12 protein-coding genes and 1 riboswitch are annotated in these 14219 nt (G+C 63.4%); of the genes, 5 read left to right on the plus strand and 7 right to left on the minus strand.

The window, feature by feature from the left end; genetic code table 11:
* The first annotated feature begins 117 nt into the window (after nucleotides 1-117).
* Complete coding sequence (locus tag CAG22_RS02180) at nucleotides 118-735, plus strand: hemolysin III family protein (RefSeq protein WP_085704215.1); 618 nt, start codon at nucleotides 118-120, stop codon at nucleotides 733-735.
* On the opposite strand, the gene CAG22_RS02185 is transcribed toward CAG22_RS02180, so the two are convergent.
* Both CAG22_RS02185 and CAG22_RS02190 read right to left on the minus strand, forming a co-directional pair.
* Nucleotides 736-1455 carry a 16S rRNA (uracil(1498)-N(3))-methyltransferase gene (locus CAG22_RS02185; protein WP_061550440.1) on the minus strand — a complete coding sequence of 240 codons (720 nt, stop codon included), beginning with the start codon at nucleotides 1453-1455 and terminating at the stop codon, nucleotides 736-738. It lies immediately after the preceding gene.
* A gap of 129 nt (nucleotides 1456-1584) precedes the next feature.
* A complete protein-coding gene (locus tag CAG22_RS02190) occupies nucleotides 1585-2991 on the minus strand; it encodes an adenosylmethionine--8-amino-7-oxononanoate transaminase (RefSeq protein WP_085704218.1) in 1407 nt (468 codons plus the stop codon).
* Between the two features lie 265 nt (nucleotides 2992-3256).
* Between CAG22_RS02190 and CAG22_RS02195 the strand changes: the two genes are divergently transcribed.
* The 3 genes from CAG22_RS02195 to CAG22_RS02205 all read left to right on the plus strand — a co-directional run bounded on the left by CAG22_RS02195 (nucleotide 3257) and on the right by CAG22_RS02205 (nucleotide 6639).
* A complete protein-coding gene (locus tag CAG22_RS02195) occupies nucleotides 3257-5110 on the plus strand; it encodes a flavin monoamine oxidase family protein (protein ID WP_085704221.1) in 1854 nt (617 codons plus the stop codon).
* A 364-nt stretch (nucleotides 5111-5474) separates the two neighbouring features.
* Nucleotides 5475-6026 (plus strand): cytochrome b, encoded by a 552-nt coding sequence (locus CAG22_RS02200; protein WP_025340898.1) that lies wholly within the window; start codon nucleotides 5475-5477, stop codon nucleotides 6024-6026.
* A 34-nt stretch (nucleotides 6027-6060) separates the two neighbouring features.
* Nucleotides 6061-6639, plus strand: coding sequence for a YceI family protein (locus CAG22_RS02205; protein WP_075046586.1), 579 nt, complete (start codon nucleotides 6061-6063; stop codon nucleotides 6637-6639).
* A 158-nt stretch (nucleotides 6640-6797) separates the two neighbouring features.
* On the opposite strand, the gene CAG22_RS02210 is transcribed toward CAG22_RS02205, so the two are convergent.
* The 5 genes from CAG22_RS02210 to ahcY form a co-directional block, all read right to left on the minus strand.
* A complete protein-coding gene (locus tag CAG22_RS02210) occupies nucleotides 6798-8687 on the minus strand; it encodes a DEAD/DEAH box helicase (protein ID WP_170929253.1) in 1890 nt (629 codons plus the stop codon).
* A gap of 219 nt (nucleotides 8688-8906) precedes the next feature.
* Entirely contained in the window at nucleotides 8907-9695 is a 789-nt protein-coding gene (locus CAG22_RS02215) for an ABC transporter substrate-binding protein (protein WP_085587817.1), read from the minus strand.
* 227 nt (nucleotides 9696-9922) lie between these two features.
* Nucleotides 9923-10999 (minus strand): hypothetical protein, encoded by a 1077-nt coding sequence (locus tag CAG22_RS02220; RefSeq protein WP_085587821.1) that lies wholly within the window; start codon nucleotides 10997-10999, stop codon nucleotides 9923-9925.
* Between the two features lie 92 nt (nucleotides 11000-11091).
* Entirely contained in the window at nucleotides 11092-11937 is an 846-nt protein-coding gene (gene metF / locus CAG22_RS02225; RefSeq protein WP_025340893.1) for a methylenetetrahydrofolate reductase [NAD(P)H], read from the minus strand.
* A 166-nt stretch (nucleotides 11938-12103) separates the two neighbouring features.
* Nucleotides 12104-13513 carry an adenosylhomocysteinase gene (ahcY, locus tag CAG22_RS02230; RefSeq protein ID WP_085704224.1) on the minus strand — a complete coding sequence of 470 codons (1410 nt, stop codon included), beginning with the start codon at nucleotides 13511-13513 and terminating at the stop codon, nucleotides 12104-12106.
* A 20-nt stretch (nucleotides 13514-13533) separates the two neighbouring features.
* Nucleotides 13534-13630, minus strand: a riboswitch (S-adenosyl-L-homocysteine riboswitch).
* Nucleotides 13631-13808: 178 nt separating this feature from the next.
* On the opposite strand from ahcY, the gene CAG22_RS02235 reads away from it, so the two are divergent.
* Entirely contained in the window at nucleotides 13809-14210 is a 402-nt protein-coding gene (locus CAG22_RS02235; protein WP_003257757.1) for an acyl-CoA thioesterase, read from the plus strand.
* Nucleotides 14211-14219 lie beyond the last annotated feature (9 nt).

Raw genomic sequence — 14219 nt, forward strand, 5'->3', positions numbered from 1 at the left:
CACAGGAAAATCATACACTTCAAGGCAAGTAGATAACCTGTGGGAGCGGGCATGCCCGCGAAGAGGCCATCAGCATCACATCAGGAACCCAGCCCACCTCAGGAGGTCTGTGTTTGCATGTACTACGGTGAACGCTTCAACGCCTGGACCCACCTGGTCGGTGCCGTCCTGGCCTGTATCGGTGCCATCTGGCTGATCGTGGTCGCGGGCCTGCAGGGCGACCCGTGGAAGATCGTCAGTTTCTCCATCTACGGCAGCACCTTGCTGTTGCTGTACAGCATTTCTACCCTGTACCACAGCACTCGCGGGCGGGCGAAGGTGATCATGCGCAAGCTCGATCACCTGTCGATCTACCTGCTGATCGCCGGCAGCTACACGCCGTTCTGCCTGGTCAGCCTGCGCGGCCCCTGGGGCTGGAGCCTGTTCGGGGTGGTCTGGGGGCTGGCCGTGATCGGCATGCTGCAGGAGATCAAGCCGCGATCCGAGGCGCGCATCCTGTCGATCATCATCTATGCGGTGATGGGCTGGATCGTGCTGGTGGCGGTCGAACCATTGCTGCACTCGCTCGGCAGCGCAGGCTTTGCCTGGCTGGCCGCTGGCGGGGTGTTCTACACCGTCGGCATCATCTTCTTCGCTTTCGACAGCCGCTTCCGCCACTGGCATGGCATCTGGCACCTGTTCGTGATCGCCGGCAGCCTCATGCACTTCGTGGCGGTGTCGTTCTACGTGCGCTAGTTAAAAGTCGCCCCACAGTTGCTGTGCCACCGACAGTGCCACCACCGGTGCGGTTTCGGTGCGCAGCACGCGTGGGCCCAAGCGTGCTGCGTGGAAACCGGCAGCCTTGGCCTGGTCGACCTCCGCTTCGCTCAGGCCGCCTTCGGGGCCGATCAGGAAGGCCAGGGTGGCAGGCTTGGCATGGCTGGTGAGCGGTTCGGCCACCGGGTGCAGGACCAGTTTCAAGTCGGCCTTGGCACTGTTCAGCCATTCAACCAGGGTCACTGGCGGGTGGATGACCGGCAAGGTCGAGCGGCCGCATTGTTCGCAGGCGCTGATCGCCACCTGGCGCCAGTGGGCCAGGCGCTTGTCGGCGCGCTCGTCCTTCAGCCGCACTTCGCAGCGTTCGCTGACGATCGGGGTGATTTCGTTGGCGCCCAGTTCGGTGGCTTTCTGGATCGCCCAGTCCATGCGCTCGCCACGGGACAGACCTTGGCCGAGGTGCACGTGCAGTGGTGAATCGGCCTGGCCGGCGAGGGCCTGGTCGAGGCTGACGCGCACGGTTTTCTTGCCCACTTCGAGCAACTGGCCGCGGTATTCCTGGCCACTGCCGTCGAACAGCTGCACGGCGTCGCCGGGGGCCATGCGCAGTACGCGGCCGATGTAGTGGGCCTGGGCTTCGGGCAGGTCATGCTCGCCAAGGCTCAGGGGGGCGTCGATGAAAAAGCGGGACAGTCTCATGGTTGAGCTCAAGCTAAAGGGAGAAGGTGGTCCCTGTGGGAGCGGGTTCACCCGCGAATGCGGCGGTGACTCCACTATTGCATTCGCGGGTGAACCCGCTCCCACAGGGTACGCGGCGGGCCTCCGGGCTTAGCCCGGGTCGCGGAAGTCGGGGTGGAAGTTGGCCGGTACGGCCACGCTGACGCTATCGCGGGTGGCAATGTCGATGCCTTCGCTGGCCACTTCTGCCAGGAAGTCGATCTGCTCTGGCGTAATCACATACGGCGGCAGGAAGTACACCACGCTGCCCAGCGGGCGCAGCAGGGCACCACGCGTCAGGGCATGCTCGAACACTTTCAGGCCACGACGCTCTTGCCACGGGTAGGCAACCTTGTCGGCCTTGTCCTGGACCATCTCGATGGCCAGAGCCATGCCGGTCTGGCGAATCTCGGCCACATGTGCGTGGTCGGCCAGGTGCGCGGTGGCGCTGGCCATGCGGGTGGCCAGTGCCTTGTTGGCCTCGATCACGTTGTCCTGCTCGAAGATGTCCAGGGTCGCCAGCGCCGCGGCGCAGGCCAGCGGGTTGCCGGTGTAGCTGTGCGAGTGGAGGAACGCGCGCAGGGTCGGGTAGTCGTCGTAGAACGCCTGGTACACCTTGTCGGTGGTCAGGCAGGCGGCCAGCGGCAGGTAGCCGCCGGTCAGGGCCTTGGACAGACACAGGAAGTCCGGGCGAATGCCGGCCTGTTCACAGGCGAACATGGTGCCGGTGCGGCCGAAGCCCACGGCGATCTCGTCGTGGATCAGGTGCACGTCGTAGCGGTCGCAGGCCTCGCGCAGCAGCTTGAGGTACACCGGGTGATACATGCGCATGCCGCCGGCACCCTGGATCAGCGGTTCGACGATCACCGCGCTGATCGAGGCGTGGTGCTCGGCCAGGGTCTGTTCCATGGCCTGGAACATGGTGCGCGAGTGCTCTTCCCAGCTCGTGCCCTCGGGGCGCAGGTAGCAGTCGGGGCTGGGCACCTTGAGGGTGTCGAGCAGCAGCGCCTTGTAGGTTTCGGTAAACAGCGGCACATCACCGACCGACATGGCGGCGATGGTTTCGCCGTGGTAGCTGTTGGTCAGGGTGACGAAGCGCTTCTTGCCTGGCTTGCCGACGTTCTGCCAGTAGTGGAAGCTCATCTTCAGCGCCACTTCGATGCACGACGAACCGTTGTCGGCATAGAACACCCGGTCGAGGCCGGCGGGGGTCATGGCTACAAGGCGCTCGGACAGCTCGATCACCGGCTGGTGGCTGAAACCGGCCAGGATCACGTGCTCCAGCTGGTCGACCTGGTCCTTGATGCGCTGGTTGATACGCGGGTTGGCGTGGCCAAACACGTTGACCCACCAGCTGCTCACCGCATCCAGGTAGCGCTTGCCTTCGAAGTCTTCCAGCCACACGCCTTCGCCGCGCCTGATCGGGATCAGCGGCAGCTGCTCGTGGTCTTTCATCTGGGTGCAGGGGTGCCACAGGACCTTTAGGTCGCGTTGCATCCACTGATCATTGAGGCCCATGGGCACTTCTCCTGGCTTTGCGGCTTGGTTCGACCGCGTAAGCCTAAGCAATGCCGCAGGGCAGGACAACCGCCGCTTTTCATCGGCTTGCCAGCTGAGCTTGCCACCGCGTGGAATCGCTGCAGGCAAAAATGTCAGTGGCGAAAAGGACTTGATGTCACTGCGCTGGCAGGGTCGGCGGACCTGACGTATTCTTAACGCATCTCTCCCGGGGCATTCCTGCCTCTCCCCATTTCTGTAACCCCCTGACTCGGAGTTCGCCGACATGGCTGCTGCTTGGGTGCGCCTGTGCGCGTTGGTATTGATTGGTGTGTCCAGCGGCGCCGCGCTGGCAAAGGACAAGACACCTTCGGCGATCGTAGTGGGTGGCGGCCTAGCGGGCCTGACGGCCGCCTACGAGCTGCAGAACAAAGGCTGGCAGGTGACGCTGCTGGAGGCCAAGGCGGGCATGGGCGGGCGCTCGGGCCTGGCCACCAGCGAGTGGATTGGCAACGCCAAGGCGCAGCCGGTGCTCAACCAGTACCTCGACCGTTTCAAACTTGAAACACTGCCGGCACCAGAGTTCGTGCGTACCCCCGGTTACCTGATCGATGGCGAGTATTTCAGCGCCACCGACCTGGCCACCAAGCAGCCGGCTACTGCCGATGCGCTCAAACGTTACGAGAAAACCCTCGATGACCTGGCCCGTTCGATCGACGATCCGCTGAACCCGCAAGCCAACAGCACGCTGTTCGCCCTCGACCAGATCAACGTCTCTAGCTGGCTGGACAAGCTGCAACTGCCGACCACCGCCCGTCAGCTGGTCAACCAGCAGATCCGTACCCGCTACGATGAGCCATCGCGCCTTTCGCTGCTGTACTTTGCCCAGCAGAACCGCGTGTATCGCGGCGTCAGCGACCGTGACCTGCGTGCCGCGCGCCTGCCCGGCGGCAGCCCAGTGCTGGCCCAGGCGTTCGTCAAGCAACTGAAGACCATCAAGACCAGTTCGCCGGTGACCTCCATCGTCCAGGACAAGGACGGTGTCACGGTCAAGGTCGGCAGCGTCGGCTACCAGGCGGATTACCTGGTCATGGCCGTGCCCCTGCGCGCCTTGGCCAAGATCCAGATGACCCCGGGCCTGGACAGCCAGCACCTGGCGGCGTTGAAGGGCACCAACTATGGCTGGCGCGACCAGCTGATGCTCAAGTTCAAGAAGCCGGTGTGGGAAAGCCGCGCGCGCATGTCGGGCGAAATCTTCAGTAACGCAGGCTTGGGCATGCTGTGGATCGAACCCGCGCTCAAGGGTGGCGCCAACGTGGTGATCAACCTGTCGGGCGACAACGCCCGTCTGCTGCAGGCGTTCGGCGACAAGCAGATGGTCGATCAGGTGCTGATCCGCCTGCATGCGTTCTACCCACAGGCCCGTGGCTCGTTCACCGGCTACGAGGTCAAGCGCTACAGCACCGACGCCGGTACCGGCGGCGCCTACCTGGCCTATGGCCCGGGCCAGATCAGCAAGTACTGGCGCCTGTGGGAGCGCCCGGTGCAGCGCATCACCTTTGCCGGTGAGCATACCGACGCCCTCTACCCAGGCACCCTGGAAGGCGCCCTGCGCAGTGGCCAGCGCGCGGCCAGCCAGGTGCAGGACCTGCTGGCCGGCAAGTCGTTCGACCCGGCCAAGGCGGCACCGGTGGCGGCGGCAGCAGCTGCAGGCGCCGTAGCGGCCAAGGAGAGCAAGGGCGGGTTCTTCTCCAACATGTTCGGTGGTTCTTCCGACAAGGGCGACAAGGCTGACAAGGCCCCGGTCAAGGCCGAGCCGAAGCCGGTCGATGAGGCCAAGCAGGACAAGCCGGGCTTCTTCAAGCGCCTGTTTGGTGGGGCGGACAAGCCTGAGGTGAAGGCCGAGCCGATTGCCAAGGCCGAGGAAGTGGCGCCAGCACCTGTGCCAGCCCCGCAAGCTGCGCCGGCCCCGGTTGCACCAGCACCAGTGGTCAAGGAAGCGGCGGCCAAGCCTGCTGCTACCAAGGCTGCACCTGCCAAGCGTGCACCGGCGCACAAGCCAGCCCAGACCAAAAAGGCGACTGCCAAGTCCGAACCGGCCAAGAAAGCTGTGGCCAATACCCAGGCCAAAGCGGGTTGATTTGTTGACTTTGCTGGCCCTATCGCCGGCAAGCCAGCTCCCACAGGATCATCATAGGTTCGAAGGCCTGTGCAATACCTGTGGGAGCTGGCTTGCCGGCGATGAGGCCAGTACAGGCAGTACAAGACTGCTCCCACAGGTTGGTCTGCTCCTGAGCTTGATGCTGGCCTTGTGGGAGCTGGCTTGCCGGCGATAGGGCCGGCACTGGCATCCGCTGATTACCCAACTATCGTTAATGTTTCCTTAATGGGAAGCTTACAGAATACATATCGGATTTCTCGATAATCCAAAGCAATTTTTTACGCTTTTATTCGATGCGTTACGCGTTAGTCTGTGCACAGCTTTCACGGGGAAACACGTCAACATGCAACTGCGCAATTCATCTTCTCGCTACGGCGTGGTCAGCATCGTCCTGCACTGGGGCGTGGCTCTGGCAGTCTTCGGCCTGTTCGGCCTGGGCCTGTGGATGGTCGGCCTCGACTACTACAGCCCTTGGCGCAAGGCCGGCCCGGACCTGCACAAGAGCATCGGCCTGGTGCTGCTGGCGGTGATGCTGCTGCGGGTGGTCTGGCGCTTCATCAGCCCGCCACCACCGGCACCGGCCAACCACGGCGCACTTACCCGCCTGGCAGCCAAGTTGGGCCACCTGGCCCTGTACCTGGGGCTGTTCGCGGTAATGATTGCCGGTTACCTGATTTCTACCGCCGACGGTGTCGGCATTCCGGTGTTCGGCCTGTTCGAAGTGCCGGCACTGGTCAGCGACCTGCCCGACCAGGCAGACCTGGCTGGCGTGATTCATCTCTGGCTGGCCTGGGGCTTGGTGATTTTTGCCGTGCTGCATGGCTTGGCAGCGCTCAAGCACCATTTCATCGACCGTGACGCGACCCTGACCCGCATGCTGGGCCGCAAAGCTTGACTCTCAACCTCAATTGCATAGGAAGGAAGTAAGGATGTTGAAAAAGACTTTTGCCGCTCTGGCGCTCGGTACCGCTCTGCTCTCCGCCGGCCAGGCCATGGCTGCCGAGTACAAGATCGACAAGGAAGGCCAGCACGCGTTCGTTGACTGGAAGATCAGCCACCTGGGCTACAGCTTCATTCACGGTACCTTCAAGGATTTCGACGGCAACTTCACCTGGGACAGCGCCAAGCCTGAAGCCAGCAAGATCAACGTCGACCTGAAAACCGCCAGCCTGTGGTCGAACCACGCCGAGCGTGACAAGCACATTTCCAGCGCCGACTTCCTCGATGTGAAGAAGTACCCGGAAGCCAAGTTCGTCTCCACCAGCGTCAAGTCGACTGGCGACAAGACCGCTGACGTGACTGGCGACCTGACCATGCACGGTGTGACCAAGCCGGTCACCTTCAAGGCCACCTTCAACGGTGAAGGCAAGGACCCATGGGGCGGCGAGCGCGCTGGTTTCAACGCCACCACCACGCTGAACCTGAACGACTTCGGCATCAAGGGCCCGGGCGCTACCTCGCAGACCCTGGACCTGGATATCAGTGTTGAAGGTGTGAAGCAGAAGTAATTTGCTCTAGCCGAAATACCGAGGGGGCTGCTTCGCAGCCCTTTCGCGACACAAGGCCGCTCCCACAGGTATTGCGCTGCAAGTGAAATCTGCGCAATACCTGTGGGAGCGGCCTTGTGTCGCGAAAGGGCCGCAAAGCGGCCCCCTCATACTTTTTGTCAGCCCTTGCGGGTCAACAGCGCCGGGCGCTCACCGCGCGGGCGGCTCGGCAGGTCATCCAGTTGCTCTGGCGTCGGATAACGGTCGAGCTTGGATTCCTTGCGGATGATCACTGGCTGTTTTTCCGGCTGGCGCGGGTTGCGCACGGCCGGTTCCTGCCGGGCAGCATCGTCACGGGCCGGGCGACCACGGCCACCACCATCACGACGGGCGCCGCCACCATTGTTGGCGCGGGCCGGACGTTTCTCGCCGCCACCGCCGCCGCTGCGCGGCTGGCCGCTATTGCGACCCTGGCCACCGGCGTTGCTGCGCTGGCCATTACCCTGGGCCTGACCTTGGCCGGCATTGCCACCCGGGCGGCGATTGCGGCCCTGGTTCTTGCCCTGGTACGGGCTGACATAGTCGGCACGGTTGCCGAAGTTGTCGATATCGTCGTCCAGGAACTCTTCAGGATCACGGTCGGCAGGCACTTTCGGCACGCTGCCGTTGCTGGCCTGCTGTTGCTGCTGGCGCGGCTTCTTGTCACGCGGCTTGCGTTGCTGCTGTTGCTTGTCGCCGCTCTTTTCCTTGTCGGCCGGCTTGTCAGCAGCCTGTTGCTTGGCCTTGCCTTTATCCTTGCCCTTGTCCTTGCGGCCGCCGTTGGCGTCTTTGCCGCCTTCGCCGCGGGCCTGCTGGTTGCGGCCACCACGGCCGTTGTTCTGCTGGCGTTCGCGTACTTCAGGCTTTTCGGCCTCTACCTGGCTGGCGTCGAAGCCCATCAGGTCGCCGTCCGGGATCTTCTGCCTGGTCACCCGCTCGATGCTCTTGAGCAGCTTCTCTTCATCCGGCGCGACCATGGAAATGGCCTCGCCCGAACGCCCGGCACGGCCGGTACGGCCGATACGGTGGACGTAGTCTTCCTCGACGTTCGGCAGCTCGAAGTTGACCACGTGCGGCAACTGGTCGATGTCCAGGCCACGGGCGGCGATGTCGGTGGCGACCAGCACGCGCACGCTGTTGGCCTTGAAGTCGGCCAGAGCCTTGGTGCGGGCGTTCTGGCTCTTGTTGCCGTGGATCGCGGCGGCGGTCAGGCCGTGCTTTTCCAGGTACTCGGCCAGGCGGTTGGCGCCGTGCTTGGTGCGGGTGAACACCAGTACCTGTTCCCAGGCACCCTGGGTGATCAGGTGCGCCAGCAGCGCGCGCTTGTGGCTGGCGGGCAGGCGGTAGACGCGCTGCTCGATACGCTCGACGGTAGTGTTCGGCGGGGTGACCTCGATACGCTCCGGGTTGTGCAGGAGCTTGTCGGCGAGGTCGGTGATGTCCTTGGAGAAGGTGGCTGAGAACAACAGGTTCTGGCGCTTGGCCGGCAGGCGGGCGAGGACCTTCTTGACGTCATGGATGAAGCCCATGTCGAGCATGCGGTCGGCTTCGTCCAGCACCAGGATTTCCACGTGGGCCAGGTCAACCTTGCCTTGGCCGGCCAGGTCGAGCAGGCGGCCCGGGCAGGCGACCAGCACGTCCACACCCTTGGCAATGGCCTGGATCTGCGGGTTCATGCCGACACCGCCGAAAATGCAGGCGCTGACCAGTGGCAGGTCACGGGCATAGACCTTGAAGCTGTCATGCACCTGGGCTGCCAGTTCGCGGGTCGGGGTCAGGACCAGCACGCGAGGTTGGCGCGGGCCATGGCGCTGCGACTTGTCGGGGTGGCCGGCCGGGAACAGGCGCTCGAGGATCGGCAGGGCGAAACCGCCGGTTTTACCAGTACCTGTCTGTGCGGCGACCATCAGGTCGCGGCCTTGCAACACGGCGGGAATCGCCCGCTGTTGCACGGGGGTCGGCTGGGTGTAGCCCGCAGCCTCGATAGCGCGGACAAGAGCCTCGGAGAGACCGAGGGAAGCAAAGGACATGGGCAATCCTGTTCTCGTGTGGGCTGGGCCCGTTTGGGATGTTCTGCCTGGCGCGACGGGCATCGGAGGGATGCGATCGCGTCCGGTCCAGCTGGGCTTTCACTGCACATCCGGTTAGCGGAGGGTGGACGCGAAGGCGCGTCGATGCCGATCGGGATGCCTGTTGCGAGGCCGAGCGTCCGGGCGTGAGCCGGGCGGGAAGGCCCGAGTATAACAGAGCTATCGCGCTGTGCTGCTTTCCTGCTGCTCAACGGCGTTGAGAATGTTTCCGATGTCGCCTGTGTAGCGGTTGCTGATCGCTGCATAGGCCGGTTCCTGCTTGAAGCGCCGCAGTTCCGCGGCGAAGGCCTGGGCCAATGCCTCCCGCCCCGGCTTGCGCGCCAGCCCCAGGTACTGCGCCTGGCGGCTTATCACCAGCGGCAGCTCCTCGACCTGCTGTTGCAGGCCCAGATGCCGCAGCAGGTATTGGCCGACCCTGCGGTCGGTGATTGCCAGGTCGATGCGGCCCAGCATCAGTTTGCCGAAGTTGGCTTCATGGGTAGGCGCGGCTTCGCGCCTGAAATGTACGGCCTCGTTGAACGCGGCACCATAGGCGTAGCCGGGTGAGGTGCCGACGGTGAGGCCGGCAAGGTCATCCAGCGCCTTGACGGCATGGCGACGTGCGCTGGCCTGGAACAGGACGAACTCGACCTCCGACATGGGCTCGGGGGCGTACACCAGGTAAGGCTGGCGTGACTCGGTCTGGAAGATGTCCATGATGCCGTCGGCCAAGCCCTGCTCGATCATTGCCAGGCAGCGCTTCCATGGCAGGAACTCCCACTCCACCTCGACGCCAAGGCGTTCGAACACCTGGGTGGTGACTTCGTAGTCGATGCCGCGCGGCTGGCCGTCGTGCTGGTACGCATAGGGTGCCCAGTCGTCGGTCACCAGGCGCAGGCGCTCGCCCTGGGCCAGCGGGCTCAGGCAGGCGAGCAACAGGATCCAGAACAGACGGGCGACGTGTGGCATGGCCGGAGATTACGCGCTCGGCCGTTGCATGGCCAGAGCCCCGAAATTGAACGCGGCAATTGCCATAATCGAGTACTTAAAGGCATGCGCGATCCCTGTGGGAGCGGGCATGTCGAGGCGTCGAACCGCCGCGAACACCGGCGAAGCCGGTGCCATCCACCGCGTCGCCTGATTCGCGGGCATGCCCGCTCCCACAGGGGTTGCGCAAGGCAGTGGTTCTGGGTGCCTCAGCCGTGGGAGGTGCGCAGCAGATGCGCTTCGATATCCTTGCGCCGCTCGCCCAGTGACAGGCGCAACCCCGGGTGACGCAGGCACTGGCGCAGTTGCTCGGGCTCCATGTGGCCATGGCGGGCGTTGAGGTTTTCCAGGGCCTTGTCCCACCAGGCCGGCGCGCAGGCACGGTCGAACTCATTGGGGTAGGGGTAGCAGCCATACAGCAGCTCGCGGGCGAACTGGCGCTCGTGGCTGGGCAGGGTCATGCTCAGCGCCTTGTAACCCAGGCGTTGCAGGGCCGGCGGCCGTGGCAGCTGGTCATTGACCAGGGACACGTCGGCCAGCGCCGCGTGGCTCAGCGGATCATGGCCGTGCTTGCGCAGCCAGGCCTGGATCTTGGCGCGGAACTGCGCCTTTCGGCTCCAGTAGTGGTGGATGACATCTGTGCATTCGGCCAGCTCCAGCGTGCGGTAGGCTGCCACCGCCAGGCAGAACTCCTCAAGGGTATAAGCCTCGCGAGCCAGGGGGTGGAACTCGTCCATCATGGCGATGGAGCGGTCCAGGGTGCCGGCGTCTTCGGCGCTGAGGCCGATCACCCCCGAGTTGACCAGTGGCATCTGGCAATCGGCCAGGCCCCTGGACTCGAGGATGGCCAGCAGGTTCTTGTACAGCAGGCACTTCTGGTTGCTGCCGTAGCGCGCACCGATGGCATTGCACAGCAGGCGGCCTGGGGCCACCCGGGCGAACAGCTCCAGCGGCGACTTGCGGAAGAAGGTGTCGGTGTCGATCAGCACTGCCAGCGGGTGTTGCTGCAGCACCTGACGCAACAGCACATGCTTGCTGCGAAAGTGATAACCGTGAGGGGCGTTCCATGCCTGACGTGTGGCTTCGTCCAGCAGGTGTACGGTGACCGGCAGGCCGGCATAGGGCTGCGGGTTGTCGGTGTAGACCTGGATGTCCATGGCTTCGCCTGCTGCCGTGCCCAGATGGGCGAGGGCGCTGACGATGCTGAAGCAGGCTTCCTGATGGTAGGTTGCCGGGCCAAAAGCCAGGTAGACAAGCTGTGGACGCGATGGCTGGAGGGGCTGCATGGCAGGCAAGACCTGTGTAACCGGAAAATGAATAAGGCTTTAGTCTATGACCAAAGCCTTAATCAAATCTTAAACAGATTTTGCAAAAAATTTCAGCGCGGCAGCTTCAGATTGTTCCAGATCGCCAGGCTCGGCTCGGCCTGGTTCAAGGTGTAGAAGTGCAGGCCCGGTGCGCCGCCTTGCAGCAGCTGTTCGCACATGCGGGTGATCACTTCTTCGCCGAATGCCTGGATGCTGGCGGTGTCGTCGGCATAGGCTTCCAGCTGCTTGCGGATCCAGCGCGGGATTTCGGCGCCACAGGCGTCGGAGAAGCGCGCCAGCTTGCTGTAGTTGGTGATCGGCATGATGCCGGGTACCACCGGGATGTCCACGCCCAGCTTCTGCGCGCGCTCGACGAAGTAGAAATAGCTGTCGGCGTTGAAGAAGTACTGGGTGATGGCGCTGTCGGCACCGGCCTTGACCTTGTGCACGAAGTTGGCCAGGTCAGCCTCGAAGTTGCGGGCCTGGGGGTGCATCTCCGGGTAGGCGGCCACTTCCAGGTGGAAGTGATCGGCGGTTTCCTGGCGAATGAATTCGACCAGGTCGCTGGCGTAGCGCAGTTCGCCACTGGCCATGCCCATACCCGATGGCAGGTCGCCACGCAGGGCGACGATGCGCTTGATGCCTGCAGCCTTGTATTCGGCCAGCAGGGCACGCAGTTCGGCCTTGGTGTCGCCTACGCACGACAGGTGCGGTGCGGCAGGTACCTTCACTTCGCTTTCCAGCTGCAGCACGGTGTTCAGCGTGCGGTCGCGGGTCGAGCCACCGGCACCGTAGGTGCAGGAGAAGAAGTCCGGGTTGTAGGCGGCCAGCTGGCGGGCGACGCCCATCAGCTTTTCGTGACCGGCATCGGTCTTGGTCGGGAAGAACTCGAAACTGTAACGGCGTTCCTGGGACATCAGGCGTTCCTCTGGCAGCAAGCTTCAAGCGGCAGGCTGCAAGTAAAAGCCAGATCGGTTATGGCCGGCCTGGCTTGGGCATCGTTCAAGATCCTTTATGCTTGAGCTGCAAGCGGCAATGGCATGGTCTGCCTTTGATTGCCGCTTGAAGCTTCAAGCTGGCCGCTTAGTAGCGGTAGGCGTGCGGCTTGAACGGGCCTTCGACGGTGACACCGATGTAGTCGGCCTGCTGCTTGGTCAGCTGGGTGACCACGCCGCCGAAGCCGCGGACCATTTCCAGGGCCACTTCTTCGTCGAGCTTCTTCGGCAGTACTTCAACGGTCAGGCGCTCGGCTTTCTTCTCGGCCGACAGGTCGGCGAACTTCTGCCCGAACAGGAAGATCTGCGCCAGTACCTGGTTGGCGAACGAACCGTCCATGATGCGGCTTGGGTGGCCAGTGGCGTTACCCAGGTTTACCAGGCGGCCTTCGGCCAGCAGGATCAGGTAGTCGTCGTTCTGCGGGTCGAAGCTGCCAGCGCCGGTGCGGTGGATCTTGTGCACCTGCGGCTTGACCTCTTCCCAGGCCCAGTTCTTGCGCATGAAGGCGGTGTCGATCTCGTTGTCGAAGTGGCCGATGTTGCACACCACGGCACGCTTCTTCAGCGCCTTGAGCATGTTGGCGTCGCAGACGTTGACGTTACCGGTGGTGGTCACGATCAGGTCGATCTTGCCCAGCAGGGCCTTGTCGATGCTGGCTTCGGTGCCGTTGTTGATACCGTCGATGAACGGCGAAACCACTTCGAAACCGTCCATGCAGGCCTGCATGGCGCAGATCGGGTCGACTTCGGTGACCTTGACGATCATGCCTTCCTGACGCAGGGACTGGGCCGAGCCCTTGCCCACGTCACCGTAGCCGATCACCAGGGCCTGCTTGCCCGACAGCAGGTGGTCGGTACCACGCTTGATGGCGTCGTTCAGGCTGTGACGGCAGCCGTACTTGTTGTCGTTCTTGCTCTTGGTAACCGAGTCGTTGACGTTGATCGCCGGGACTTTCAGCTCGCCCTTGGCCAGCATGTCCAGCAGGCGGTGCACGCCGGTGGTGGTCTCTTCGGTCACGCCGTGCACGCGCTCCAGCACTTGCGGGTACTTCTTGTGCAGCAGCTCGGTCAGGTCGCCACCGTCGTCGAGGACCATGTTGGCGTCCCATGGCTGGCCATCCTTGAGGATGGTCTGCTCCAGGCACCACTCGTACTCTTGCTCGGTTTCACCTTTCCAGGCGAACACCGGGATACCGGCGGCGGCGATGGACGCGGCGGCCTGGTCCTGGGTGGAGAAGATGTTGCAGGACGACCAGCGCACTTCGGCACCAAGGGCAACCAGGGTTTCGATCAGCACGGCGGTCTGGATGGTCATGTGGATGCAGCCCAGGATCTTCGCACCTTTGAGCGGTTGCTCGGCCAGGTACTTGCGACGCAGGCCCATCAGTGCAGGCATTTCCGATTCGGCGATGATGGTTTCGCGACGACCCCAGGCGGCCAGGGAGATGTCGGCGACTTTGTAATCGGTAAAACCAGCAGGCATGTTTGCAGCGCTCATGAGAGCCTCCATTCGTAGTGTGCGAATGGGCGCCGTTGTGCGTTAAGCGCCCGCGAGAGCGAGCAACGCCCCATCCGAGCCTGACAGGCCTAGCCTGCTGCAGCGCCCCTCGGACGGGTGGCGGGCATGGCGCCGCTGTGGGCGGCCATGTGAAGCGGCGGAGATTATAGCCGCGCCCGCCGGCTTGCCCAAGGTTTTCTGTCGATTAATCGCGACGATAGTCGATGTTCAATGGAGCGACAGCGGCCGCTCTGCCATCATTGCTACACGTTAGCCAAGCAGGTCAGGAGTACAGATGAACTTTCATACCCGCAAGTGGGTTAAACCCGAAGACCTCAACCCAAACGGCACTTTGTTCGGTGGCAGCCTATTGCGCTGGATCGATGAAGAGGCGGCGATCTACGCCATCGTCCAGCTGGGCAACCAGCGCGTGGTGACCAAGTACATATCGGAAATCAACTTCGTCAGTGCCTCGCGCCAGGGCGACATCATCGAGCTGGGCATCACCGCCACCGAGTTCGGCCGCACCTCGATCACCCTCAAGTGCGAAGTGCGCAACAAGATCACCCGCAAGGCCATCCTCACGGTCGACAAGATGGTCTTCGTCAACCTTGGCGAGGATGGGCTGCCGGCGGCGCATGGGCGGACCGAGATCAAGTACATCCAGGACCAGTTCCCGGATTCTGCAGTGGAATGAACATTCTGG

Origin of the sequence: Pseudomonas sp. B8(2017) (assembly GCF_002113575.1) — a bacterium.
GTDB classification, from domain to species: domain Bacteria; phylum Pseudomonadota; class Gammaproteobacteria; order Pseudomonadales; family Pseudomonadaceae; genus Aquipseudomonas; species Aquipseudomonas putida_Z.

Excerpts from the sequence above, each read along its gene's own strand:
- CAG22_RS02190 (WP_085704218.1), bottom strand. The coding sequence starts at position 2,991 with ATGGGCCTCAATGATCAGTGGATGCAACGCGACCTAAAGGTCCTGTGG.
- ahcY (WP_085704224.1), bottom strand. The coding sequence starts at position 13,513 with ATGAGCGCTGCAAACATGCCTGCTGGTTTTACCGATTACAAAGTCGCC.
- CAG22_RS02195 (WP_085704221.1), top strand. The coding sequence starts at position 3,257 with ATGGCTGCTGCTTGGGTGCGCCTGTGCGCGTTGGTATTGATTGGTGTG.
- CAG22_RS02210 (WP_170929253.1), bottom strand. The coding sequence starts at position 8,687 with ATGTCCTTTGCTTCCCTCGGTCTCTCCGAGGCTCTTGTCCGCGCTATC.
- CAG22_RS02220 (WP_085587821.1), bottom strand. The coding sequence starts at position 10,999 with ATGCAGCCCCTCCAGCCATCGCGTCCACAGCTTGTCTACCTGGCTTTT.
- CAG22_RS02200 (WP_025340898.1), top strand. The coding sequence starts at position 5,475 with ATGCAACTGCGCAATTCATCTTCTCGCTACGGCGTGGTCAGCATCGTC.
- CAG22_RS02215 (WP_085587817.1), bottom strand. The coding sequence starts at position 9,695 with ATGCCACACGTCGCCCGTCTGTTCTGGATCCTGTTGCTCGCCTGCCTG.
- CAG22_RS02185 (WP_061550440.1), bottom strand. The coding sequence starts at position 1,455 with ATGAGACTGTCCCGCTTTTTCATCGACGCCCCCCTGAGCCTTGGCGAG.
- CAG22_RS02205 (WP_075046586.1), top strand. The coding sequence starts at position 6,061 with ATGTTGAAAAAGACTTTTGCCGCTCTGGCGCTCGGTACCGCTCTGCTC.
- metF (WP_025340893.1), bottom strand. The coding sequence starts at position 11,937 with ATGTCCCAGGAACGCCGTTACAGTTTCGAGTTCTTCCCGACCAAGACC.
- CAG22_RS02180 (WP_085704215.1), top strand. The coding sequence starts at position 118 with ATGTACTACGGTGAACGCTTCAACGCCTGGACCCACCTGGTCGGTGCC.
- CAG22_RS02235 (WP_003257757.1), top strand. The coding sequence starts at position 13,809 with ATGAACTTTCATACCCGCAAGTGGGTTAAACCCGAAGACCTCAACCCA.